This window comes from Streptomyces hesseae, assembly GCF_031845785.1.
GTDB lineage: Bacteria > Actinomycetota > Actinomycetes > Streptomycetales > Streptomycetaceae > Streptomyces > Streptomyces hesseae.
The window spans coordinates 33720-59544 of the sequence record NZ_JAVRFI010000017.1 but is presented as its reverse complement, the minus strand read 5'-3'; the positions used below and the strand labels follow the sequence as shown (position 1 = coordinate 59544).

Annotated in this window: 15 protein-coding genes; 8 read left to right on the top strand and 7 right to left on the bottom strand. The window is 70.2% G+C overall.

Annotated features, from left to right (window positions below; translation table 11 throughout):
• The first annotated feature begins 28 nt into the window (after positions 1–28).
• A complete protein-coding gene (locus RM609_RS23600; protein WP_311613525.1) occupies positions 29–1588 on the top strand; it encodes an FG-GAP-like repeat-containing protein in 1560 nt (519 codons plus the stop codon).
• A gap of 182 nt (positions 1589–1770) precedes the next feature.
• Complete coding sequence (locus RM609_RS23595) at positions 1771–3681, top strand: FG-GAP-like repeat-containing protein (RefSeq protein ID WP_311613524.1); 1911 nt, start codon at positions 1771–1773, stop codon at positions 3679–3681.
• 110 nt (positions 3682–3791) lie between these two features.
• On the opposite strand, the gene RM609_RS23590 is transcribed toward RM609_RS23595, so the two are convergent.
• Positions 3792–4178 carry a hypothetical protein gene (locus RM609_RS23590; RefSeq protein WP_311613523.1) on the bottom strand — a complete coding sequence of 129 codons (387 nt, stop codon included), beginning with the start codon at positions 4176–4178 and terminating at the stop codon, positions 3792–3794.
• Positions 4179–4244: 66 nt separating this feature from the next.
• Entirely contained in the window at positions 4245–7562 is a 3318-nt protein-coding gene (locus RM609_RS23585) for an ALF repeat-containing protein (RefSeq protein ID WP_311613522.1), read from the bottom strand.
• A gap of 469 nt (positions 7563–8031) precedes the next feature.
• Here RM609_RS23585 and RM609_RS23580 point away from each other — a divergent pair, with 469 nt between their 5' ends.
• From RM609_RS23580 to RM609_RS23570, 3 genes are all read left to right on the top strand, one after another.
• Positions 8032–8526 carry a hypothetical protein gene (locus tag RM609_RS23580; RefSeq protein WP_311613521.1) on the top strand — a complete coding sequence of 165 codons (495 nt, stop codon included), beginning with the start codon at positions 8032–8034 and terminating at the stop codon, positions 8524–8526.
• 70 nt (positions 8527–8596) lie between these two features.
• Positions 8597–10195 carry a S1 family peptidase gene (locus RM609_RS23575; protein ID WP_311613520.1) on the top strand — a complete coding sequence of 533 codons (1599 nt, stop codon included), beginning with the start codon at positions 8597–8599 and terminating at the stop codon, positions 10193–10195.
• Positions 10196–10287: 92 nt separating this feature from the next.
• Positions 10288–11829, top strand: a complete 1542-nt coding sequence (locus RM609_RS23570; RefSeq protein ID WP_311613519.1) for a trypsin-like serine protease — start codon at positions 10288–10290, stop codon at positions 11827–11829.
• A gap of 69 nt (positions 11830–11898) precedes the next feature.
• Here RM609_RS23570 and RM609_RS23565 read toward each other — a convergent pair whose 3' ends face one another.
• Genes RM609_RS23565 through RM609_RS23555 form a run of 3 tightly spaced genes read right to left on the bottom strand, consistent with a single transcriptional unit; the run spans position 11899 to position 18006 of the window.
• A complete protein-coding gene (locus RM609_RS23565) occupies positions 11899–13998 on the bottom strand; it encodes a PIG-L family deacetylase (protein WP_311613518.1) in 2100 nt (699 codons plus the stop codon).
• A 5-nt stretch (positions 13999–14003) separates the two neighbouring features.
• Entirely contained in the window at positions 14004–16880 is a 2877-nt protein-coding gene (locus RM609_RS23560) for a stealth family protein (protein WP_311613517.1), read from the bottom strand.
• Between the two features lie 49 nt (positions 16881–16929).
• Positions 16930–18006 (bottom strand): hypothetical protein, encoded by a 1077-nt coding sequence (locus RM609_RS23555; RefSeq protein WP_311613516.1) that lies wholly within the window; start codon positions 18004–18006, stop codon positions 16930–16932.
• 572 nt (positions 18007–18578) lie between these two features.
• On the opposite strand from RM609_RS23555, the gene RM609_RS23550 reads away from it, so the two are divergent.
• Positions 18579–20357, top strand: a complete 1779-nt coding sequence (locus RM609_RS23550) for a stealth family protein (protein WP_311613611.1) — start codon at positions 18579–18581, stop codon at positions 20355–20357.
• Between the two features lie 9 nt (positions 20358–20366).
• Here RM609_RS23550 and RM609_RS23545 read toward each other — a convergent pair whose 3' ends face one another.
• A complete protein-coding gene (locus tag RM609_RS23545; RefSeq protein WP_311613515.1) occupies positions 20367–20945 on the bottom strand; it encodes a superoxide dismutase family protein in 579 nt (192 codons plus the stop codon).
• A 149-nt stretch (positions 20946–21094) separates the two neighbouring features.
• Between RM609_RS23545 and RM609_RS23540 the strand changes: the two genes are divergently transcribed.
• Together RM609_RS23540 and RM609_RS23535 are read left to right on the top strand one after the other, a co-directional pair.
• On the top strand, positions 21095–22177 hold the full coding sequence (locus tag RM609_RS23540) for a hypothetical protein (protein ID WP_311613514.1): 1083 nt from the start codon (positions 21095–21097) through the stop codon (positions 22175–22177).
• 286 nt (positions 22178–22463) lie between these two features.
• Complete coding sequence (locus RM609_RS23535; protein ID WP_311613513.1) at positions 22464–22751, top strand: hypothetical protein; 288 nt, start codon at positions 22464–22466, stop codon at positions 22749–22751.
• A 247-nt stretch (positions 22752–22998) separates the two neighbouring features.
• Here the strand turns inward: RM609_RS23535 and RM609_RS23530 are convergent, their stop codons facing one another.
• Entirely contained in the window at positions 22999–25779 is a 2781-nt protein-coding gene (locus RM609_RS23530; RefSeq protein ID WP_311613512.1) for a M4 family metallopeptidase, read from the bottom strand.
• Positions 25780–25825: the final 46 nt, after the last annotated feature.

The window sequence follows — 25825 nt, the reverse complement described above, 5'->3', positions numbered from 1 at the left end:
CTGACCCAGGGCACTTTCAGGAGCACAGTTGTCTCAGATATCCCGGAAGCGTTCACGCACCGCGTGGACGACCGCCGCCCTCGCCACCGCCGTCGCCGCCGGCGCCCTGACCACCGCCACCCCGGCGAGCGCCGTCGTCGGTGACGCCGCCAAGGACGGGCAGTACGCGTTCACCGCGAAGCTCGACATCGGCGACGGGAAGCGTGCCTGCACGGGGGCGCTGGTCGACCCGATCTGGGTGCTCACCGCCGCGTCCTGCTTCGCCGACGCGAGCGGCAACGTCACCCCCGGCGTGCCCGCGCTGAAGGCGACGGTCACCGTCGGCCGTACCGACCTCGGGAGCGCGGCCGGCACCGTGACCGAGGCCGCCGAGGTCGTCCCCCGCACCGACCGTGACCTGGTCGCGGTCCGGCTGGCCAAGCCCGTCACCGGTGTCACCCCCGTACAGGTGTCGACCGCCCAGCCCCGGCAGGGCGAGGAGCTGCGCGTCACCGGCTACGGCCGCACCAAGGACGAGTGGTCCCCGACCCGGCTGAACACCGCCGCCTTCGGCGCCGACGCCGTGGACGCCAAGACCGTCGGCCTCGCCCCCAAGGCCCCTGCCGACGCCTCGCTCTGCCAGGGCGACATGGGCGGGCCGGTCTTCCGCGAGACGAACGGCACGGCCGAACTCGCCGGCGTCGCCACCGGCTCCTGGAAGAAGGGCTGCTGGGGCGGCGACGGCACCGAGACCCGCACCGGCGCCGTCGCCACCCGCACCGACGACGTCAACAGCTGGGTCCAGCAGCTGCGCCTGTTCAACAAGCTCGACCAGTTCACCGGCGTCATGACCTCCGGCGACTTCAACGGCGACGGCCGCGCGGACGTCGCCGCCGTGCTCAAGGACGGCTCGCTGGTGGCCTACTACGCGGGCGCCGACGGCACCCTCGAGTACGGTCGCGACCTCTGGTACGACAAGACCTGGGACGGCAAGCAGCAGATCATCGCCGGTGACTTCAACGGCGACGGCATCACCGACATCGCCGCCGTCGCCCCCGACGGCAATCTCCACCTCTACGCGGGGAAGCCCGACGGCAAGCTCGCTGGCGCCAAGAAGATGTGGACCGACACCTCCTGGGGCAAGATGACCGCCATCGCCCGCTACCGGGGTGACGGCTGGCAGCACGACGGCCTGATCGCCCAGTGGGACGACGGCTCGCTGTTCGCGTACCCGACGGGGGCCGACGGCGTGCTGACCGGCAAGAAGACCGAGATGTGGCGCGACAAGTCGTGGACCAAGAACTTCATCGTCACCGGTGACTTCAACGGCGACGGCCACGACGACATCGTCGCGGGTGCCAAGGACGGCAGCCTCCACCTGTACGCCGGCAACGGCAAGGGCTCGTTCGACAACGCCCGTTCCATGTGGCGCGACAAGTCCTGGGGCACCATGCAGAACGTCCTCGCCGGCGACTTCGACGGCGACGGCAAGCCCGACCTGCTCGCCCGCTGGGCCCGCACGATCGTCGGCCCGGGCAAGGTCTACCTCTACGGGGGCGACGGCAAGGGCGCGCTGGCGGACGCGCGCTCGGCGTGGCCGCGTTCGTAGCTCGTAATTCGTAATTCGTAAAATGACCTGACATCAATGTTCAGGTGGAGGGCATCGGCGCCGAGTGCCGATGCCCTCCACCTGTTGGCAACAAGGAGTCAGGACGGATGGGACACCCCCTGTCGTCAAGCGACAAGTACGTTCGGGCGACCGCGGCAGCGCTCCTCATCTGCGGAACTCTCATGGCACACCCTGCGGCAGCCGCACCGCCCCCTCCCTGGACCAGGACGTGGGGCACGGCCCTGGCCACCGCCGCCGCTCCCGACGAGTCCGGGGTGGACGGCCGCCAGACCCTGCGCATGGTGGTGCACACGAGCGTCGCCGGCAGCACTGCCCGCATACAGCTGAGCAACACCTTCAGCCAGGAACCGGTGACGATCGGGCACGCCTCCCTCGCCCGCCAGTCGAGCGGCTCGTCCGCCACGGCCAAGCCGGTGGCACTCACCTTCGGGGGCAACCGGCAAGTGGTCCTGGCGCCCGGACAGAGCATCTACAGCGACGCGGCGTCCTTCCCGGTGAAGGCCGACGAGAACCTCCTCGTCAGCATCCACCTGCCGAACCCCGTGAAGTCGGCGCCGTACCACCCCGACTCCTGGACCACCTCCTATCTGTCCGCCCCGGGGGACGCGACGGACCGCACCGACGAGGCGGGCGGCGAGAACTTCCGCAAGGAGTACACGCACTGGGCGTTCCTCAGCGGTCTCGACGTGACGGCCGACAGCGGCGTCGGAACGGTCGTCGCGATCGGCGACTCCCAGACGGACGTGGCGGCGACGACACCGTCCTCGAACCGCCGCTGGACAGACGCCTACGCCCGCGCCCTGCGCGCCCAGAACCGCCCGATGGGCGTGGCGAACGCGGGCATTTCGGCGAACCGGATCCTCACGCGCGGCGCCCGTGCCGCATACGGCGAGAGCGCCGTGGAGCGCTTCGACCGTGACGTCCTCTCCGTGCCGAACGTCAAGTCCGTCGTCTTCTACGAGGGCATCAACGACATAGTCAACGGCGCGAAGGCCACCGACCTCATCTCCGGCATCCGCAAACTCGCCGACCGCTCCCACGCGGCCGGCCTCCCCTTCACAGCGGCCACGATCCCGGCCTTCAAGGGAAACTGGAGCTTCAACGCGGAAAAGGAAGCGGAGCGCCAACAGGTCAACGACTACCTCCGCACCACGCACGACATCGACTCGTACGTCGACTTCGACACGGCCACCCGGGACCCACTCGACCCGGCCCGCCTCTTCACGGCCTACCGCACCGACGCTGACAAGCTCCACTTCACCGACAACGGCACCCAGGTCCTCGCCGACACCCTCTCGGGCCCGGTCCCGCCGACCCCGTTCACCCCGAACTTCTCGCAGATGGCGGCGGCGGACTTCACGGGCGACGGCACAGCCGACTTCATCGCCCGCGACAGAAACGCCAACCTCTACATGTGGAAAGGCCTGGGCGACGGCACTTTCACCCGCCCCGATCTGGACCACCCCATGACCGACGACTGGCACTTCACGGAGACGAAAGCGGCTGATTTCACAGGCGACGGAAAATCCGACCTGGTCGCCAAGGGCACCGACGGCAACCTCTACCTGTGGCCCGGCCGAGGAAACGGCACCTTCGAACCCCGCCGGGTGCTCCGCACCGACTGGAACTACATCCAAACGACGGCAGGCGACTTCAACGGCGACGGCACAGCCGACCTCATCGCCCGCGACGCCAAGGGCAACCTCTACCGCTGGACGGGCCAACAAGGCGGCACCCTCAGCGAGCCGGCCCACCTGTCGGGCGACTGGAACTACACCCAGACCACGGCAGGCGACTTCACCGGCGACGGCAAACCGGACCTGGTGGCGAAGGACGCCACCGGCAACCTCCACCTCTGGCAGGGCGACGGCGACGGCACCTTCACCCGCCCGGACATGAACAAGCCCCTGACGGGCGGCTGGCACTACTCGGAAACGACTGCCGGCGCCTTCTACGGGGGTGGTACGGCCCACCTCCTGGCCCGGGACGACGAGTCGGGCGTGCTGCGGGAGTGGGTGAACAGGGGGAACGCGGACTTCAGCAGGCCGATGAGGCTGACGGACGGGTGGTAGAACGACGAGGCCCAGCGCAAAGGCGCCGGGCTGGGCTGTTGCCCGGCCCGGCGCCCGAACGATGTCCCGGTGTACGTCAACACAGCCTGAGCCGGTGGCGCACAGATTGATCACCCGGCGCAGAGCCAGATCATGAGAAGAGTCATCGCTACCACTGCCAGGACTACCTGTACGCGCATTCCCCACGACATGTGGAAATCGCCACTTGTCGCATTCTCCGGGGCAAGGGACCACTGCCGAATGACGGGTCGGCGCCCCACACCGGAAATAATAGCCGCCAGCATCATGCAGCAGTACATGGGCAGTGCGACCCTCGCCTCCGTCCAATGAATGACGGTGGAGGCCGCGAAGAGCATCGCCATCAGTACCGGTCCGGAGCATACGCGCAGCTTCTTTCGCACATCCGGCATGAGCGGCACGAAGAAGGCGACGAAAGCTACAGTGACGACTGCGGATACAAGCCACCACGCAGAATATGACACAGAAGGCGGCTGCATTTGAGACTCCTTAATCCTGCGGGGCCCGCACAGCGGGCCCCGCAGGAATCTATCATTTGGTGAAATTTACCAGTCGAAGAGTCTCCGGACGCCCTTCTTGACACCATCGACGGCACTGTTCGTCACCTTGACAATGGTGTGAACCGCCCGGCCCGCCGGCGACGTGATGTGCCCAGTGATGTTCTGTGTGATGGCGCTACCGGCTTCTTGAAGCGCATGGTCCAGGCGGCCCGAGGCATAGAACTTGAGCCCTCCGCTGGCAGCGTTCAGCACCAGGCCCACTCCTCTCAGAATGCCGGCGGCCTCAATCGCCGGAGGGAACCGGGAGGCTATGAAAGCCAGCCCGTTCGCGGCCATACCTGCCCACTTGAGGTACTTGGCCCACTGCTTCGCAGTCTCGTGCTGGTTGCCGGATCCCCCCTGGTCCATATTGGCCATGGTGCTCAGAACGTTGACGTCGTTCTTGGCATTGTCAGCCGGATCGACACCGTTCTTGGCGTTCTCACGGGCTTCCTGAGCGGCCTGAGCCGCGGCTGCGATCTGCTCCGCTTGGTATTTCTGGATCGCGATGCCCTTGGCCTCGACCGCGGCCTCGGCGGCTGCCGCCGCGTCCTTGCCCGCGCTGGCGGCCGACTGGCTGGCGCTGGCGGCCGATGCCTGTGCGCTGTTCGCCGACGCCATCGCCTGCTCGGCCGACGCGGCAGCCTGGTTGGCGGAGTAGTTGGCCTGGCGGCTGGCACGCTGGGCGGTTGCCGCCGCGTCCTTGGCCTTACTGGCGGATTCAGCAGCAGCGGCGGCCGAACGGTCCGCCTCGCGAGCCTTGTTCTGCGCCTCGGCCGCGAATCCCTTCGCGTCATTGGCCGATGCCCTGGCCTTGTCGGCCCACTCGCCCGCTTCCTTGGCCCGGTCCCGCGCATTGGCAGCGACGGAGTAGGCCAGCGAGGCGTTCTCATTGGCGGTGGCCGCCGCGCGAGCGGCGTCGGCGATCATCGAGCGGACGTGTGCCACATGAACTGCGGTGTCCTGATCCAGCTGAGCAGCCTTGTACTGGACCTTGGTCACGAAGTCGTGCTGCATGTAGGCGGGCCCGGCCATCGCGATCTGAGCAGCCGCCTTCACATTGGCGCCGCCGTTGTTCATGATGGTGAGCGTCGCGACCTTGTCGTCCTGCTCTTGGGCCTTCTGGTAACCGCCGATCAGGAACTCGTTCAGAGCCTTGACACTACCGTCACGCAGAGCCGCGGTACCGGATTCCTTGACGGCGCTGCCAGCACCGTTCATCAGCTTGAGCACCTGGACCTTGTAGTCCTCGGCCTGAACGTCGTACGAGCCTTCGGTGAGGAATTTCTCCACCTGACCCGGGTCATTGCTCTGCAGCGTCTTCTGGGCCGCCTCCGCGAGAGTGGGGCCACCGAGCTTGGCCAGGTAGACGACCTTCTCGCGCCTGTCCTGCTGCTGCGCCCGCTGGTATTCCGTCTTGACCCAGCTGAAGACATCGCTGTCGGTCCCGGACAGCGCGCTCTCGGCTGCCGCACGGGTCCAGGCTTCGGTGCTGGACAACAGATTGACAGCGGCCTTGCGCCCGAGGTCGGTCACCGTCTTGGTGTCCGTGCCGGGTGCGGTGGCCTTGCTCAGCAGCTGCTTCGTCGAGTCGTCGGTGTCGTCCGCCTGCCTCTGCAGACCCGTCACCCAGCCACGCGCGTTCTCTTCGGCCTTCTTGAGGGACTTGGCGTCCTCGATACCGGCCTTCATGTCCGCGTCGATGGTGGCCTTCTCGGCCTCGCGGGCAAGCTGTTCGGTCTTCTGAGCCTGCGCCACGGCGTCGGACGCCGTCTTCGCCGCCTCGATCGCGGCGTTGGCATGCAGGGTCGCTTTGTTCGCCCAGTCCTGGGCCTTTCCCGCCTGCGCCGCGGCCTCGTCGGCGGCCTTGGCCGCCTTGTCGGCGTGGTCTGCGGCACTGTTGGCGTATCGGTGCGCCTCACGGGCTGCGGACGCGGCCTGGCCGGCGAGCGATTGGGCCCGGTTGGCCGCGGCGGTGGCCGTAGCCGCCGCGCCCCGCGCGACATCCGCTGCTTCACGTGCGCGCTGCGCCTGGGCACTGGCCTCGCCGGCGGAGCTGCTGGCATCCGCAGCGGCGTCGGCAGCGGCCGCGGCGTTCTGCGCGGCACGCGCGGCGGCGGCGCCGGAGGCGCCGGCTTCCGCACTCGCGTCTGCCGCGTACTCAGCGGCAGACGCGGCGGTACGGGCGCCGGCAGCCGCGTCACGGGCGGCCTGCGCCGCCGCGCGCGCAGCGGCCGCCTGGCTCGCGTCGCCCGCAGCCGCCGAGGCAGCCGAATAGGCACGGGCGGCGGCCTGGCCTGCGGCGGCGGCCGCGGCAGCGGCGGCCTGCGCCGCGTTCGCCGCCGTACGCGCGGCCGAGATGGCCGTGTTCGCCGCCTCGACCGCGGTAGAGGCAGCAGCGGCAGCGCCACGGGCGGCGGCAGCCGCCTTGTTCGCCGCCTCGCCCGTCTTACGCAGGTCATCCTTGGTTGCCGCGGCCTCCCGGGCGGCCTCCAGCGCGGATTCCTTGGCCTTGGTCGCTGCTTCGTCGGCGCGCTTTCCGGCATCCTTCGCCGCGTCGGTCTCCGCCTTGGCCCGCTTGCCGGCGTCTTCCGCCACCTTGGCGAGCTGAGCGACAGTAAGGCTCTCCTGGTCACGCGCCCGAGCCAGGTGCTGGCCCGTCTCCAGGAAGTCCTGACGGTCCTGGGCCGATCCGCGCAGCGCACGGTCGCCGAGCTTCTTCACCTCGGGCCCGGCGCCGTTCATGATCTTCAGGACCTGGACGCGGTCGTCCTGCTCCTGAGCTGCGGCCTGCCCCTTGTCGAGGAACTCGTCCAGCGCCTTGGCGGAACCGTCCTTCAGCGCCGCGTCGCCCGCCGCCCGGACGGAATCGCCGGCATTGTTCATCACCATCAGCACCGCGACCTTTCGGTCGCTGTCCAACGGTGTCTTGTAGCCCGACTGCAGGAACTCGTGAATGTCGGCGTCAGAGCCGCTCAGGGCCTTCGAAGCGGCCGCGCGGACGTTGTCCCCCGACGTGCTGAGCAGTTTGAGGACCGCGAAGCGCTCGTCCTCGGCCTTGGCGTGGTCGAGGCCGGACTTCAGGAATGCGCTGATGTCCTCGTCCGAGCCGGTCAGCGCCCTGGCGGCGGCATCCTTGGTGGCCGATCCGCCAAGGTTCCACGCCTCGACGACCTGGGCCCGGGCACCGGTCGGCAATGGCGGGTCGCCGGCTTGGGCGGGCAGGGCCGCCGCCACCGTGGTGCCGAAGACTGCCGCGGCCACGGTCATGGCCGAGACAGCGATGAGCTTCGCGCGCAGTCCCCCGGCGCGCGAAGAGCTCACTATTGGTCTCTTTTTTCTCATATCCCCTCAAAAAATCGCAGGCCTTGAAGGCCCGTCGTGCGGTGGCGTCGACCACGGCACAGCGCATGATCGTATAGCGAATCCGGCAACGGGGTATGTTTCAGGTGCATGACCTGTAGCTACGGATGACGGCCATCACGCCCACCCCGACCGCATCCGGAAGGATGGGGATCCAGGCGCCGAACCACACCTGCCGGACAGACGGCACGAGAGGGACTCAGGCGCATGAGAGCCCGTCAACCCCGCTTTCAGGACAAGCGCCACGGGTGATATCAATAGATCACCAGTCCGAGTTCAGGGGGACGGCCGGCGCGCACTCACGTGCCGCACAGGACTGCCGGGGGTCTGACCAACTCACCGGTTCCTTGCCGGACAGGTCCGTTCGTCTGCGCACTTCCACCCGCAGGCCAACCTGACATTCTGCTCACACGAGGCAAGGAACCATACCGTGCGTCTGTTTTCCCGCGCGCTGACCGCAGGTGCCGTTGCGGCCACAATCACCCTGACTGGCACTGCCGTCGCTGTTGCCGACGACCTGCCGCCCACCGGTGTCGAGGACTTCGAGTACCCGCAGGCCGACAAGATCTTCCAGGATCGCGGCATCAAGCTGAAGCGGGGAGACGGGCACATCACCCTCGCCACCTGCGACAGCCGGCCCGGGCTCATCGAGATCATGACCGAGCAGAACCCGACGAAGCCCGCCGACAAGGTCGGCGGCGGCCGGTACTGCTTCCGTGTCACCGGCAAGTCCGGCTACCTGAGCGTGGAGCTGCCCCGCGTCATCGGAGGCATCGGCAACGACTACAACGTGAACGTCAACATGGTCACCAGCAACGAGGAGAAGTCCTTCAAGCTGGACAACAACCTGTGGACGTCGATCGGCAAGACGGCGGATCCGCAGAGCCGCGACTTCACCCTGCTCGAGATCACAGCCAAGAAGTAGTCGCCGACATCACCCGATGGCAGGGGCACGCGTAGGCCCTTGTCGAGCCCATCTCCATTCGAGGAATTCCATGTCTGGCAAGACCCCGCGCGTCGCGTGGATAGCAGGTGTTCTCGCGAGCTCGGTCGCCGCGAGCATTCTCACCGGCACCCAGGCTCACGCCGTCGTCGGCGACGAGGCCAAGGACGGCCAGTACGCCTTCACCGCGAAGCTCGACATCGGCGACGGCAAGCGCAGCTGCACCGGCGCGCTGGTGGAGAGCCAGTGGGTGCTCACCGCCGCCAGCTGCTTCGCGGACGATCCCTCGCAGGGCTTCCGCATCACCGGTGGCGCACCCAAGATGCCGACCAAGGTGACCGTCGGCCGCACCGACCTCACCCGTGAGACCGGCACCACCGTAGACGCCGTCGAGCTCGTCCCCCGCGGCGACCGCGACCTCGTCATGGTCAAGCTGAAGAGCTCGGTCGCCGACGTCATGCCGGTCTCCGTGGCGAACTACGCCCCGAAGCAGGGTGACGAGTTCCGCGTCGCCGGTTACGGCCGCACCAAGGACGAGTGGGCGCCCGAGCGCCTGCACCACGGCGCCTTCGGCGTGAGCGGCGTCTCGGCCACGGGTGTTCAGCTCAACGGCACCTCCGCCGATGGCGCCCTGTGCAAGGGCGACACCGGCAGCCCCGCGTTCCGCGAGGTCAACGGCAAGCCCGAACTGGCCGCGATCAACACCAACTTCTGGCAGGGCGGCTGCTTCGGCACCGACGAGGCCGAGAAGCGCAAGGGTGTCGCGGGCTCCCGCGTCGACGACGTCGCCGACTGGGTCCAGCAGACCTACGCCCGTACGCTGCTGTCCCGCTCCAACTGGAAGAACGCCGTCCACCTGGCGTCCGGCCACTTCACCGACGGCGGCGCGACGAACAGCAAGCGTCGTATGGACCTGTTCGTCGTGTGGGCCGACGGCTCCGCCTCCCTCTTCCAGGGCTCGGACAGCAGCACCCCTGAGGTCCCCTTCGTCGCCGAGTACAAGCTGGCCGGTGCGGGCAGCTACTGGAAGGGCGCCAAGGCCATCACCGGCACCCGCGTCGCCGAGAGCGGCAGCGACGGCCTCACCGTCCGCTGGGAGAACGGCAAGCTGTCGACGTACACCCACGTCGACGCCCAGGGCTTCCACGACGAGAAGACCCTCGCCGCCGTCGGCTCCTGGTACAAGCACGCCAAGATGATCACGGCCGGCCGCTTCACGGGCAACGCGCTGCGTGACGACCTGCTCGTCCTGTGGGACGACGGCTCGACTTCGATGTACTCGGACACCGGCGTCAATGGTGTCGAGAAGCAGACCCAGCTCACCAAGGCCGACGCCGGCTGGGGCAACGCGCAGCAGATCGCCGCGGGCGAGTTCGCCGGCAAGAAGACCGCTGACCTGATGGTCCAGTGGAACGACGGCCAGAACCAGGTCCTCCCGGGTGTCGACACCGCCGGCTACCACGGCCGGACCGAGGTCCGCTCCGAGAAGTCCGCCTGGAAGAACATCGCGCAGATGACGGTGGGCAACTTCACCTCCGCCAACGGCGGTCCGAGCGACCTCCTCATCCGCTGGAACGACGGCAACCTCAGCTACTACCCGGGTGTGACCGGTACCGGTACCCCGAACAAGGAAGTCCAGCTCGTCGGCTGAGCCACCAGCACGCGTGCAGGGCCGCCCCTTCGACCCATGGGGCGGCCCTCCCATTTCGTAGAGTTCCGCAGAATCCCAGGAGCAATCCCTTCATGTTTGACAAGCGTTCGCGCGTCGCATGGGCCACCGGCCTCATCGCGTCCGCCGTCGGCGCCGTCGCACTGAGCGCCGTGCCCGCCTCCGCCGTGGTCGGTGACGAGGCCAAGGACGGCCAGTACGCCTTCACCGCCAGGCTCGACATCGGCGACGGCAAGCGCAGCTGCACCGGTGCGCTCGTCGACGAGCAGTGGGTGCTCACCGCCGCCAGCTGCTTCGCCGACGACCCCTCGCAGGGGTTCCGCATCACCGGCGGCGCGCCGAAGATGAAGACCGTCGTGACCGTCGGCCGCACCGACCTCAGCCGTGACGGTGGCGTCACCGTCGAGGGTGTCGAGCTGACGCCGCGCGGCGACCGTGACGTGGTCATGGTCCGGCTGGCCAAACCCGTCACCGGCATCGCCCCGGTGAACGTCGCCACGTACGAGCCCAAGGCGGGCGACGAGCTGCGCGTCACCGGCTACGGCCGGACCAAGGACGAGTGGGCCCCCGACCTGCTGCACACCGCCGCCTTCGGGGTCGGTGCCGTTTCCGGTACCACCGTCGACCTGACCGCCAAGTCCGCCGGTGCCGCCCTCTGCAAGGGTGACACCGGCGGTCCCGCCTTCCGCGAGAAGGACGGCAAGCCCGAGCTCGCCGCCGTCAACAGCGTCTCCTGGCAGGGTGGTTGCTTCGGCACTCCCGACAGCGAGACCCGGACCGGCGCCGTCTCCTCCCGTGTCGACGACGTCAACACCTGGATCCAGCAGCTCCGTCTGACCGGCAAGTCCGACCAGGTCACCAATGTCATCACCACCGCCGACTTCAACGGCGACGGCCGCACCGACGTGGCCGCCGTCATGAAGGACGGCTCGCTCCAGGCCTTCTACGCCGGCCCGGACGGCACCCTCGGTTACGGCCGCGCCCTGTGGAACGACAACACCTGGGACGGCAAGAAGAAGATCATCGGCGGTGACTTCAACGGCGACGGCCTGGCCGACATCCTCGCCGTGGGCGCCGACGGCAGCATGTACCTCTACGCCGGCACCGCGAGCGGCAAGCTCGCCCCGGCCAAGAAGGCCTGGTACGACACCTCTTGGGGCAAGATCCCGGTCGTGGCCCGTTACAAGGGCGACGGCTGGAAGCGCGACGGTCTGATCGCCCAGTGGGACGACGGCACTCTGATGGCCTACTCGACCGCCGCCGACGGCACGCTCACCGACGGCTCCCGCCGCGAGATGTGGCGCGACAAGACCTGGTCCAAGAAGTACATCGCCACCGGTGACTTCAACGGCGACGGTCGCGACGACATCGCCGCGGTCGCCTCCAATGGCGCGCTGCACCTCTACACGGGCAACGGCAAGGGCTCGTTCGACAACGGCCGCGAGATGTGGCGCGACCAGACCTGGGACACCATGCAGTACGTCCTCGGCGGCGACTTCGACGGTGACGGCAAGGGCGACCTCTTCACCCGCTGGGGCCGCGGCAACCTGCGCTGGTACGCCGGTGACGGCAAGGGTGCCCTCGCCGACGGCCGCGTTTTCTGGCTCGGCGCCTGACGCCCAACGCGGCAAATAAAAAGGGGCGGCCCCCACTTCACTACGAAGTGGGGGCCGCCCCTCTGCGCGTCACTTCACCCGCGCGCTGTGCAGCTTCCCGTCCGGGCCGATCCAGCCCAGCAGCGGCTTGTCGCCGGAGCCCGAGCCCATCGCCAGCGCCGCCGTGCCCACGACCGCGCCCGGCACCGTCGACCAGCGCGGGGCCCTATTACCGCCCGGGGCGCCGCCCCCGATCGTGGCGAGGCTCGTCGAGCCGTCGTTGTTACGGGCCGCGATCAGGGTGCCGTCGCCCGAGGGAGCGGCCAGCAGGCTCACGGCGCCGAAGCCGCGGCCGGCCAGGTCGACCTTCTCGTCCTGCCATGCGCCGCCGCCCGCAGGGAGGCGGTAGGCCACGAGGTTGGTGGTCTTCGCCTCGCGGAAGACAAGCTGCACCGAGCCGTCGCGCTTGGCGAGCGCGGCCGGGGGGTCGACGGAGGCGGGCAGGCCGGAGCGGTCGAGGGAGAAGGGGCCGCCGGGGGTCTGCTGTTCCCAGTGGTAGAGGGTGTCGTGGCCCGCGCCGAAGAGGTGGATGCGGCCCTTGGCGTCGGTGACCGCGGACAGGCCCTCCTGGACCTCCGCCTCGGGCAGGTCGGTCCACGGGGACCAGGAGCCGTCGGGCTGCTGCTGCCGGGTGGCGACGCCCTTGGCCCAGTTGCGGGCGAAGAGCTGGAGGGAGCCGTCGGCGTTGCGGGCGACGACGGGGCCTCCGACGCGGCGGCCGCGGGTCGGATCCTGCTCGGGGTTGCCGAGGGAGGTCCAGGCACCGAACGAGCCGCCCTTGGCGTCCTGTTCGGCCGTGACGATCTCCCGGCGGTTCTCCTCGGGCTTCACGCCGAGGCCGGCGATGCGCTCGGCGAAGAGCTGCCAGCGGCCGTCCTTGGTGAGGCTCGCCGTGAGCGTGGGCAGCAGCTGGCCGCCGCCGAGGAGCTTCGGGCCGTCCCAGGTGCCGCTGCCCGGGGCGGTCTCCTGCCACATGGCGGCCTGCTGGTCGAGGACGCCGAAGGCGGTGAGACGGCCGTCGGGGCCGGGCAGCATCCAGGTGGCGTTGCCGGGGTAGCGGGGGGTGGTGCGCTGCATCCAGCCCGTGCCGTACGAGCGGTCCTGGCCGACGTCGTAGTCGCCGCAGCCCGCGGCGAAGCCGCACGAACCGGGCTCGCCGCCGTAGACGTTGAGGACGTCGGCCTTGCGGCGCACCACGGAGACGGGCAGATTCCGCTGCCAGCGCTCGTTGTAGTAGCCGCGGTAGGCGGCGACGACGTAGTGCTGTCCGTTGCCGGGGCCCTTGTAGCGCTGGAGCGCGGCGTAGGTGAACTGGGCGACGGCCGTGTGGTCGGGGTGGTCGGAGTAGCCGCGCTGGTCGTGGTGGATCCGGTGTCCGTCGTCGTGGACCTGCATGTCGGGGTCCAGGTCCATGGTGCGCACGAGCGTGGGCTTGAAACGGTCCAGGACACCGGTGAGGGCGTCGGTGACCTGGGCCTTGGTGAGCGGGTGGGACTCGGTCACGGTGGAGCCGCCGGCGAGCCGGTTGACGCTCTTGGCCTTGGGGTTCGCCCACAGGGTGGGTACGCGGATGTCGGGCTGGCCCGGCCGGTCCTGGGTGTGCTGGGCGACGCCGAGGAAGACCAGGGTCACGGCGGGGTTGTCGGCCAGGCTGTCGGTCTCGGCCTTCAGGCCGCCCGGCAGGTCCAGGGTGCCGCGCTTCCACTCGGCGTGGGCGTTGCCCGTGGCCATGAACGCGTACGCCTGGCGCAGGCCCTGCTGGCGGGCGCCCGCGTAGCCGGCGTAGTCCTTGCGCGGCTGGTCCTTCGAGCCGGGCACCTTGTTGATGCCGTTGGCCTCGCCGCTGGTGAAGTAGACGCTGACGACGCGGTGCCGGCCGCCTATCGACTGGTTGACGTCCGGGTTCATGAAGTACAGGTCGTCGTCCGGGTGGGCGACGATCTGGAGCGTGGTGACCGCGCCGTTCGCCCGGTCGGTCGCGAGGTCCCCCTGGGCGGTGGGGGACGAGTGCGGCGTACCGGACGAGCAGCCGGCCACGGTCAGGGCGAGGAGCCCGGTCAGGACCGTCCTACGGCGGAGATCGCGACGGAATTCGCGGCGTAGGTCGCGGCGGAATTCACGGAATTCCATGGCCGTCACTCTCCACCGTGGACAAGGCGGCGGTTGCGCTCGGAGCCCTTCTCGAACTGCGAGGCGACGGGGAAGTAGCTCCCGAGGAACACCGCGAGCGCGTCCGCCTGCTCGTCCTCGGGGACGTCGCCGTCGTGGTAGTCGTTGATGCAGAACACGTCGTGGGAGCGGGTCGCCAGGATCCGGTGGAGCCGGATGTGGTGTTCGCGCAGGCCGACGTTCACAAACGCGGAGCTGATGGCTCCGGGCATGCTGCGGCCGGTGAAGAGCCCGTACCAGTGGTGCAGCGAGGAGGCGATCGCGAGGTCGGTGCGGGCGCGGAACTGCGCGGACGCGGTGAGCCCGACCTCCTCGGCGAAGCGCTCCTCCATCTCCGCGAGGACGCTGCGGCGCAGCGGGTGCGGGGTGTGGAGGAAGGTGTTGGCGATGGTCTTGCCGAACTCCTTCTCGATCAGGGCGCGGTTGTTCTTGGCCGCGGCGAAGACGAGGTCGGTGTCGAGCGAGGGGTCGCCGGCCGGGATCGCGGTGGGCGACATGAAGCACTTGGCCGCGCCGGTCCCGTGGAAGAAGGACTCGGGCTTCATCGGGCGGCCGAGGAAGACGTCGTCGTTGAAGTAGAGGATGTGCTCGGCGATGCCCTCGATGCGGTGGATGCGGCTCTCGATGGCGTGCGAGTTGAAGGAGGGCAGCTTGCCGGTGTCGCCGAAGGCCTCCTTGTGGCTGACGACGCGCACCCGGGGGTGGTCGGTGTCGAGCCAGTCGGGGGTCTGGTCGTCGGTGAGCAGGTAGATGGTGCGCACCCACGGGGCGTGGAGGTCGAGGGAGCGCAGGGAGTAGCGGAGCTCGTCGCGGCTGCGGAAGCGGGCGGAGGCGCCGGCGGACTCGGCGGCGAGGATGCCGTGCTCGGCCTGGGTCTTCTCCTTGCGGGCCAGCCACGCGGGGTCGGTGCCGTCGACCCAGGTGTAGACGACGTCGATGGGGAAGTCGACGCCGTCGACGAAGGTCTTGGCGAAGGCGTCGAGGGTGCGGTAGTCGCGCTCCCCGATGCGGGTGACGGCGGGCTTGGCCAGCTCGGTACGGGGCAGGGTGGCGCCGTAGCGGGTGTTGCCGGGGACGGTGACGGTGGTCTCGTCGTCCTCGGTGTCCTGCCAGAAGACGACGTCGCAGCCGTAGACGCCGCTGACGCGCAGCTGGCCGCCGCCGGTGAGGACGGGGCGGAAGACGCGGATGCGGGTGCAGTTGGCCGGGATGACGTCGGGGGTGAGGAAGGAGGCGAGGACGGTGCGGAGCACCGAGCCGCGGTCGTTGAGCAGGCCGGCGTAGACGGGCTCGTCGCGGTAGCGCTCGGCGAAGTCGGCGACGAAGGCGTCGCGGTCGGCCCCGTCGACGACGATGGTGTGCCGCAGCATGGCGGTGGGGGTGAGCGCGTAGGACAGGCCGAGCGTGTCGAGGACGTCGACGGCGAGGTCGAGGTTGTCCTGCATCACCTCGAAGGGAGTGGTGTTCTCCTGGACGAGGCAGATCTGGCCGCCGGCCCGCTTGACGTCGGGGCGCGCAGCTTCGATGCGCACTTCCTGGGCCTTGTGGGCCACGTCGGAGAACGGCCGGTCGACGCCCTTGGGGACGGCCGCGCCGGCGATGCCGCCCTCGGCGTCGGCGGCGGCCTGGAGGGCGCGGCGGCGGGCCTTGGCGGCGTCGCGGTCGCCGCTGTCGCGGTCCTTGGCGAGCTCCTCCAGGAGGCTGTTCCACTCCTGGGTGACCTGGCCACCGGTGTGGCGGCCGGAGTTCTTGAGGGCTTCGGCGCCCATCTCGCGGCGGAGGTCGTCGTCGTCCATCAGCCGGGCGAGGGCGTCGGCGAGCTCGCCCTCCTCGCCGAGCGGGACGAGCAGGCCGTCGCGGCCGTCGGTGAGGATCTCGCCGGGGCCGTTGGGGCAGTCGTAGGCGACGACGGGCACGCCGGCGGCCTGGGCCTCGACGAGCACGAGGCCGAACGCCTCGACGCGGGAGGTGAGCATGGCGATGGACGCCTTGGCCCACTCCTCGGCCATGTTGGCGGTGGAGCCCACGAGCTGGACCTGGTCGGCGACGCCGAGGTGGGCGGCGAGGCTCTTCAGCGCGCGCATGCGCGGGCCGCCGCCGAGGACGCGCAGGGTCCAGCGGGGGCGGTCGGCGGCGACGGTGGCGAAGGAGCGGATGGCGTGCTCGACCTGCTTCTCGCCGGCCAGACGGGCGCCGAGGACGACGGTGCGGGTCTCCAGGGTGGAGCGGGGGCGGAAGCCGTCGGGCAGGGAGTTGCCGATGGTGGCCAGGCGGGGGGCGCAGCCGCCGAGGGTCTCGGCGAACCAGTCACGGGTGCGGCTGGTGAGGGAGACCAGGGCGTCGATGTGCGAGGTGTACATGCGCAGCGGCTCGCCGGTGACGCCGCGGAGCTCGGAGACGCGGTGGTCGAGGTGGACCGTGAGCACCCGGCGGGGGGCGAGCTGGGCCATGTACGCCATCAGGGACGGGGTGGTGGAGACCAGCACGTCCGTGTCGATGGAGTGGAGCGCCTCGGCGAGCTCGAGGTCGGCGAGGCGGTTGAAGGCGGCTTCCCACTCGGTGCGGACCAGCTCGCTGGGGGTGGCGGCCAGGCGCCGGTAGGCGGCGGCCATGTCGGAGCCGGAGGTCGCGTCGCTCCGCACGGGGCGCTGCTGATCGCCGCGGGCGTCGACGAGGTGGCGGACGCGCACGGCACCGCTGTCGAAGAACGCCTCGTCCTCCGTGCGGAAGACGCTGAGGATCTCCACGTCGTGCTGCCTGGCCAGCAGCTCGGCGAGGGTCATGGTGGCGCGTTCGGTCCCGCCCATCGTGTCGGCGGAGGTCAGCAGAAAGGTGATTTTCACGTGCGGCCTTCGTGGTGTGCGGCGGTCCGGTGGCGGTTTCCCGGTGTCCCTAGCGGGGTCCGGTTGCGCCGGCGGCGGGGGTGCGCGGGGTGCAGACGAGCTGGAGCGCGCCGCGGCGGGTGTACTGGGGCTTGACCTGGACGAAGGTGCTGTCCGCGGCCCGTACGGTGAATTTGGGCGGTGTGACGACCTGGCGCGGGGAGCGCAGGTCGTGCTCGTGGCGGCCGATCTCCAGCGGCTTGGTGCCGCGGGCGCCGCGGGGCAGGCGCAGGGTGAGCGTCTGCTTGCGGGAGGTGTCGATCAGCTTGGCCAGGGGGACGGTCAGCCGCCAGGCGGTGGCGTCGCCGGGCAGCGGCTCGGCGGGCCGGCGGTCAAGGGCGTGCTTGCGGTCCAGCTCGGCGACCTCGACGACGGGGCGCTCCCCGTCGGCGATGGCCGTGCCGGAGCCGTAGATCGCGAAGAGGACGCCGACGCCGCTGAAGGAGCGCTCGACGCGCAGTACCTCGGCGCGGGCCCGGGCCGGGGCGACGGTCAGGCGCAGCTGGCCGGCGGGGGTGATGCCGAGCCGGTGGCGGCGGCCCGTGACGGCGCAGGTGGCCAGGGCGCGGGTGGGTCCGGTGTAGAGGGGGGCGCCGTCGCCGAGGAGGCGCAGGCGCAGGGCTGCCCGGCCCTCGTGCCGGGCGGGCTCCAGCTCCAGGGAGAGGTGCCAGCGGCCGGGGGTGACGGGGACGCCGCCGAGGGTGTCGCCGAGGAGGGTGGTGGCGGTCACGGAGATCTCGCCGTTCTCCTCGCGTCCCAGGACGGCCTCGGCGCGCAGGCGGGTGGTGCCGCTGACGAGGACGACGTGGGCCGTGGTGCCGGTGTCGCCCTCGGGGAGGGTGCCGGCGGGCAGCGTCGCGTGCAGGTTCAGGGTGTGGCCGTCGAGCACGGCGGCGTACTGGACGCGGGCCGCGGAGCCCTGGGAGGCGGGCATCAGGACGGAGTCGACGTAGGTGTCGCGTCCGGTCGCGATCCCCGTGTTCACCCTGCGGCGGACGGTCTGGCCGACCTTCCAGGCAGGGCTGCGGGTCAGCGCGATCCGGGCCGACTTCTTGATCACGCGCAGGGCGTGGCGGGGCGCGGTCACGGGCGCACCCCGCGGCCGCTGGGGGTCATGATCTGAGCGTGCACCCATTCAGGGTAAACGGCGGCGGGGGCCGGACCGGAGGGCGGAATCGGATAATTCCCCTACCACCCCGGTTCTACGGGCACGTTACCGGGTGGTGAAATACCCCACAGGGCGATGAGGCAACCAAGTGTGGCCGGTGGGCGTGGATCCCTTGAGGGGCACGGCCGGGAGCGGTGCGCGCGGGCAGCTTCCGGGCGCCCCCCGGCGGCTCCGGAGGGGCATCGGGGCGGTGGCCTGCGATTGCCTCTCCATTGAACGCTCTGGTAATTACTTGAGTCTCTGTCTTTTTCCGGGCCGGTCGTCACGGGACGTACTGGTTGTTTTACGCGTTGTGCCGCATCGGCGAGATGCGGCGCCGAGGGGTTGAAGCGATCTTGACTATCGACCATTCGACCTCGGTCCCGTCCGCCGCGGGCACGGGCGGCTCCGTCCCGGCCCAGCGCACGACCGACGCCGCGCCCGCCCCCTCCGCCGCTGCCGCGCCCGCTACCGCTCCTGCGAAGCGCGGTGCCAACCCCGAGAAGTCCGGCCTGGTCAAGGCCTACCGCCGGCTGCTGCCGGAGAGCGCCCGCCGCGCGATCGCCCAGCGGGTCTCCGTCGAGACCCGCGGCGCCCTGATGCAGCACATGGCCGACTCCCTCGACCTGGAGCAGCGCCGCCAGAAGCTGCGCGGCAAGCGGCTCCAGCGCCGCTTCGCCGACACGTCCGGCGCGTCCGACGCCTCCGGCACGACCGCCGCGCAGCCGCGCGTGGTCCTCGTCGACGGCAAGGCCCACATCGCGCTCGTCGACCCCGGCCTGACCCCGCACGGCTCCCGCGCCGCCGCCCTGGACCTGGTCTGCACCGCGCTGGAGCAGGCAGGGATCGACTACTTCTGCGTCCGGGCCGCGACCACCGACTCCGCCCCGGTCGTCGCGGTCGCCGCCGCCGACCGCCGCCGGGTCCAGCAGCAGCTGGCCGGGCTGTGCGCCCGAATACCGGGCTATGTGGCTCCGGTGAACCGGGAGAACGTGCCCGGTCAGGCGCTGCCCGGCTTCGTCCCGGGCAGCTGGCGCCAGGTGGAGAAGAGCCCGGCCACCCGTGTGACCTGGTTCCGCACCACCGCCGACGGCACGCTCGTCCTGGGGCAGGAGCACGGCTGCGACATCCAGTTCTGGACGCTCGAGGACGGCCCGCACGGGCCGCTGCTCGTCGCGCCGCGCCGCAACGGCGTGGTCGAGGAGGTCCCGGCGGACGGGGCCGACGCGTCCGTCGACGCCCCCGTCGAGCTGTTCACCGGCCCGCTGGGGCACGCGCCGCGCCCGGAGCGGACCACGGTCCGTACCCGGCCGCAGTTCACGATCCGGCTGCCGCAGGACATCACCTTCCCCATCGACGTCGTCTACACCTGGGTGGACGGCAGCGACCCCGTCTGGGCCGCGCGCCGCGCCAAGGCCCAGGGCGCCGACACCGGCGTCGAGGAGCTCCACGAGGAGGCGGCGAACGACGCGCGCTACCTCAGCCGCGACGAGCTGAAGTACTCGCTGCGCTCGCTGCACCAGTACGCGCCCTGGGTGCGCAACGTCTACCTGGTCACCGACGACCAGACGCCGTCCTGGCTGGACACCTCGCACCCCGGCATCCACGTGGTGAGCCACAAGGAGATCTTCTCCGACCCGAACGTCCTGCCGACGTTCAACTCGCACGCCATCGAGAGCCAGCTGCACCACATCGAGGGCCTGTCGGAGCACTTCCTCTACTTCAACGACGACGTCTTCCTCGGCGCTCCGCTGACCCCCCAGACGTTCTTCCTCTCCAACGGCCTGACGAAGTTCTTCCCCTCCCCCGCGCTGGTCCCCCTCGGCGAGCACCGCCCCGAGGACCCGCCGGTGGCGGCTGCCGCGAAGAACAACCGGGCGCTGGTGGAGGAGGGCTTCGACACCACCTTCACCCAGAAGATGCGGCATGTGCCGCACGCGCTGAGCCGCGCCGTCCTCAACGAGCTGGAGGAGCGCTACGCCGAGGCCCACGCGGCCACCGCCGCCGCGCGCTTCCGCAGCCCCGAGGACCTCTCGCTGGCCTCCTCGCTCCACCACTACTACGCGTACCACCAGGCCCGGGCGATACCGTCCGACCTCCGCTATATCTATGTGGACCTGGCGCACCAGAACACCTCGCGCCGCCTCAACCGCCTGCTGGCGCACCGCGACCTGGACGTGTTCTGCATCAACGACACGGTGTCCACGGCGGACGACCTGGCGCGTACGGACGCGCTGATAGCACCGTTCCTGGAGGGCTACTTCCCGGTGCCGAGCCCGTACGAGCTCTAGTCACGAGCTCTAGTCGAAGGGCACGTTGACGCAGGCGAGCCGTGCCCCGGCCGTTCCGGCCTTGCCGGGCGCGGTCTCGGTGGCGTGCTCGTGGATGACGACGGAACGGGCCTCACCGGCGCGGAAGCGCCACTTCACGGTGTCGGCGGAGCGGCCGTTCCCGCGCTTGTCCGTGGTGAAGTCCAGCCACACCTCGTTCTGCGCGTTGGCGTACTTCGGGTCCACGGACGGGGACTTGGGGTCCTTGACGTTCTGGTAGTGCGCCCCGGAGTCGTCGGGCGCGTTGCCGCACGGCTTCTGGTGGACGTGGGCCCCGTACGTCCGGCTCCCCTGGAGCCCCCGCACCCTCAGCCCCACCCGCGTCCCGTCCTTCCCCTTCCGCTCCACCACGGCGACCCGGCTCTTCTCGGGCACCGCCTTCTTGTCGAACGTCACCGCCCGGTGGGTACCGGTGCCGGCGGCCTCGAACTGCCCGTGCACGCCGGGGCCGTGGCGGGGCGTCGTGCTCGTCGAGCTCGTCGAGCTCGTCGTGCTCAGGGGTGCGACGACGGCCAGGGACGCGGCGACGGCTGACACTAGGAAGGGCATATTCCGCCCCTTTCAGGCGCGGTTCCGGGCAGGATCCTCGTCCACGCTAGCCGTGCGCCACGCGGGGCGCGCGGTCCCGATGGACCAATGGGGTTAACCCGGCGGCATCACGTCGGCCCGGCCGCCCCGGTTCGGCGATATTCACCGCTATGGCCGGGAACCGACACCATCAGCGCCGCTTCGAGAAGGGCACGTGGGAGCTCCGCGAAGGAGCCCGCTCACGCATCGGCGAACTCCGGGCGCGCGTCCGGATCGCGAAGGACAGGGCGCTCGCGGACCTCGACCCCGAGGTACGGGCCGCCGCCCCGGCACTGGCCGACGAGGCGTTCGCGGAGCTCCAGGCGGCGGAGAAGACCCTCTGCCACGGCGACCACCCCGGCCGCCGGCCGAACAAGCACCTCGCCGTCGCGAACGTCCACATCGACGCGGCGTACGGCCTGATGCTGCGCATGGCCCCGCTGCCCGACGTCCAGGCGCTGATGCCCGGCCTGGTGGCCCTCGTACGGGAGCAGCTGCCGGTCACCGACGAACGGCGGAAGCGGGCCGAGGAGATCGCACGGGAGACCTGCGACGCCCCGCTGACCCCCGCCCAGCGCGCGGCCCTCGTCGGCGCGGTCGTCACCGCCCAGCAGGCCCTGCAACGCGAGAAGCTCCGCGCCCTCGGCTTCGTCCGCATCGTGGTGATCGTCGCTCTGGGGCTGGCGGCGATGGCGCTCGCGGTCGCCCTGCTCGGCGCCTGGGCGCCGGACGTGGTGCCGCTGTGCTTCCGGCCGGAGGGGATCGGCATCGTCTGCCCGACGGGCATGGAGCCGCCGTCCGACGTGAAGGACCTCGACGAGGCGTTCGGCAAGGCCGCGTCGCAGTGGGACTACCCCGTGGTCGAGATGACCGGGACCGTGGCCGCGTCGGTGGCCGCCGCGCTGTCCCTGCGCCACATCAGGGGCACGTCCGCCTCCTACAGCGTGCCGGTGGCGCTGGCGCTGCTGAAGCTGCCGATGGGGGCGCTGACCGCCCTCCTGGGCCTGCTGCTGATGCGCGGCGACTTCCTCCCCGGCCTCAGCGCCCTGGACTCCTCCGCGCAGATCATCGCCTGGGCCCTGATCTTCGGCTACGCCCAGCAGGTGTTCACCAAGTTCGTCGACGACCAGGGCCTGGCCGTGATGAACGCCATCGGCGGCCCGCACGCCCACCCGTACGCGGGGGCGGGGTACGAGCCGCACGAGGCGGTGTAGGCCCTCGGGACATCACCGGTATCGCCTTCCCGGTAGCGAAGGCGCTGCCCGTCGTCGGCATCACGCCTCGGACCGGCGTTCATTCGATGAGATGACCATGCGCATCCCATTCAGAACAGACTCGTTGGGTCTGCTGAGCAAGACTCATTGGTTTTACTGGGCGCCCGCCCGACGGCAATCAGGCGGGCGCCCACGGGAGCGAGACCTACCGGAGGTCTCACCCGCGAGCCGCTTACTGCCCGGAGCGCTCAAAGCCACGGCAGTAGGCGGAGACTGGGAGGGCGCTATGGATATTGCCGGACACGGGCGGGATCAGGATGACGCGCAGACGCCCCCGGGCGACGCATCACCCACATGGGTGCTGCTGGCCTTTTGGCTCGCCTTCGGGATCGTGGCCGTCGGGGTCATCGTGTTCCTCATCCTCGTGACCACAAGGACGGTTCGCGCGGGCGAAGGAGTGGTGATCACCTTCAAGCTCATGGGAGGGCTTTGCGTCATCGGCGCGACCGCGTCGACGCTGCTCAAAACAGGGGGTAGCCGAGAGGTCCGTGAGTGGCTGAAGAGCAAGCTCTAGACACCTCCAGGCCGCGATAGACGGTTCTCCCGAGAGCCCCTCACCATGGCGGCGAGGGGCTCTCGACAGTGCGTATACACGAGAAACGACGGGAATCGAAGCGTGTCACGCGCGGCACCACCGTGATTCACATCTCCACTCTTACGGGTGACGACGGCGGAAACGACGGGCTCCCGGCACCGATCGGTGCCGGGAGCCCGTTCTGCCGGGTTGACGCCCTGATCACGGCGGCGTCAACCCGTACGCGTCAGCCGCAGTTGCCCGCCGGGCGGGTGCGGGTGACCAGGTCGGCGTAGCCGGTGGAGGAGTCGGTCCACACCACCTGCGTGCCGGAGACCGCCGCGGGCGGGCCCTGCTCGCCGCGGTTGCAGGACATCCGGGCGCGGCGCGAGCCGTCGACGGAGAACTGCCACAGCTTGGGCAGGGTCTCGTTGTGGAGCTGCGTGTCGGGCGTCCTCGACCAGACCGTCACCGCGTCCTCGGAGGCAGTCAGCGTTCCCGGGTACAGGGCGTCCGCTCCCTGTTCCTTGCTGATGTCCAGCACGCCCGTACCGTCGAGGTTCGCGCGCCGGACGGCCCGCTGGCCCTGGTCGTCGACCTCGTCCACCGTCCAGAAGACGTACTTGCTCGTGATGGCGGTCTGGCCGACGTTCCGGGGCGTGCCGAGCTGCGGCATCACGGTCGTCTTGCCGGAGGCGGTGTCCAGGACCTTGATGGCGTACTCGTACTTCCCGCGGCCCTTGTAGACGCGCGTACCGTAGGCGATCTTCCCGTCCTTCAGGGAGAGCTGGCCGATCGCGTTGCGGCGGCCGAGGGCGTCGTCGACCCAGGTCGGCTCCTTGTCGCCCTTGCGCAGGTACGCCATTTGCACGGCGCCGCGCCGGAAGACCTGGACGAAGACGACGACGTCGCCGTCCACCTTCGCCTGCCCGTGGAACCCGTACCGGCTGTGCGCCAGCGTCTTGACGGGGCCGCCCGCCAGCGGTCGTGACAGCAGGTCGTAGTTGCCGGCCGCCTGCGCCACCCACACCACGGTTTTGCCGTCGGTGACCGGGTCGGTGTGGAATCGGCCGTCGTTGGGGCTGATCAGCTTCTTCTCACCGGTGCCGTCCACTCGCCCGGCCCAGACCGAGTAGGGCTCGCTGCCGCTCTCGTTCGACTTGGACGCGACCCACCAGCCGCCGCCCGCGCCGGGACGCGAGTCCCGGAGACCGGTGTTGAGCCGGCCCAGCAGCTGGTCGGTGTCCACGCCGATGGCCAGTTCCCAGTCGGGGACGATGCCATGGGCGTTGAACGCGCGCGTGACGGCGTTCAGGTCCTTCGCGGAGACCTTGAGGTCCTTGGCGGCCGCGATCACGGCGTTGCGGCCCTCGGTGAAGCCGTCCAGCGGGGTCATGTACTCCGTGAGCGCCCGGTAGACGATCTTGTCGGCGAGGGTGCGGTTCAGGTCCTTGCGGATGTCCCACAACGCGCCGGAGAAGATGGTGGAGTTGAGGTGGACGCCGCCGTTGTCGGTGGCGAAGTCGACGCCGAGGAAGGACTTGGCGGTCGTCCTGCCGTCGTTCATGTCCCGGGTGGCGCACTCGCGCGGGGACTTGGTCCGGCACAGCCCCTCGCCGAGCAGCCCCGCTTCGGGGCTGTCCATGGCGGTCCCGTGCGCGTCGGTGTCGATGGCGTTGCCGAAGTAGTCTGCGATCGCCTCGTTGAGCGCGCCGGACTGGCCCGCGTAGACGAGGTTGGCGCTGTTCTCGACGACGCCGTGCGTCATCTCGTGCCCGACGACGTCCAGACTCGCGGAGAACGGGCGGTGCTCCTGGTCACCGCTGCCGTACACCATCTTGGCGCCGTCCCAGAAGGCGTTGGCGTACGGGGTTCCGTAGTAGGTGACGCCGACCATGGAGTCGATGGCCATGCCCCGGCCGTCGAGGCTGTCCCGGCCGTGGACGGACTTGTAGTAGTCGTAGACCTTCCCGGCCGCCCAGTGCGCGTCGACGGCGCCGGACTCGGTGGCCTCCTTGTCGAAGGCGGGGTTCGGCGACCTGAACTCCAGGACGTCGGCGGGCCACTGCTTCGACACCTCGTCCACGCTCTTCTTGCGGACGTCCCAGGTCGAGATCGAGGCCTTGCTGCCGTCGCGCATGCGGGCGCCGTCGCGCATGACGTACTGGTTGTTGGAGGTGTCGTGGGTCAGGTCGAGCTCGACGGTCTGCCCATCGAACTTGACGCCGGAGCCCTTGACGGCGGAGCCGTCGGCGGCGGCCCGCTGCCCGGCCGGTGCCGCGGCCATGGATCCGGACGCGGCCATGGATCCGGACGCGGACCCGCCGCCTCCGGCGGTGCCGAATGTCTTGATACCGCTGTACTGAAGGACGGGATAACCGGCCTTGGCGTCGATGTACACCTCCCGCAGCACGGGCTGCCGGGTGGCGGGGTCGGTGCCGCGGACGGTCACGTGGTGGGTGAGCACCCCGGGCCCCTTGGGCAGCACGACCAGGCCACGCGCCGTGCCGGTCAGCGGCGGCGCGTCCCCCTCGTCGCCGGGGTCGGCGGCGAAGCCCTCGCCGTCGAGCTGGGCGAGCGTCGCGTCGACGGCCCGTTCGACAGCGAGTTCCTCACTCACCTCGGGCGTGATACCGGTGGTCAGCGCTGTGAAGTACTTTCCCGACGCGCCGGTCACCACACGCTTACCGCTCTGACGCTGCATGCGGACGACGTACTGCCCACCGAGGACGTCGACGCCGTGGTGCTTCTGCTGAAGCCGTACGGTCTCGGAAGCCCCGTTCGTGACGGCCTGGACAGGGGCGAGGTCGCGGTCGGGACGGTCGATGCGGTAGCGGCTCTTCTTCTCCGCGAGATGCCGCTTCGCCGCGTCGGCGGCGCTGCCGGCCGCCCCGGCGTCCTCCCGGATGCCGCCGACCAGGGACGGGGTGGAGGTCCCTTTCCCCGGCACCACCTCGGCGGGCCCCGGGGTGGGCGGCGGCACGGCGACGGCCTGGGCGGGCACCGCCGACACGACAAGGGCGGCCACGCCGATCAGCGCAGCCGCCCCTGCTATGCCGCTTCTCGCGGCCGGT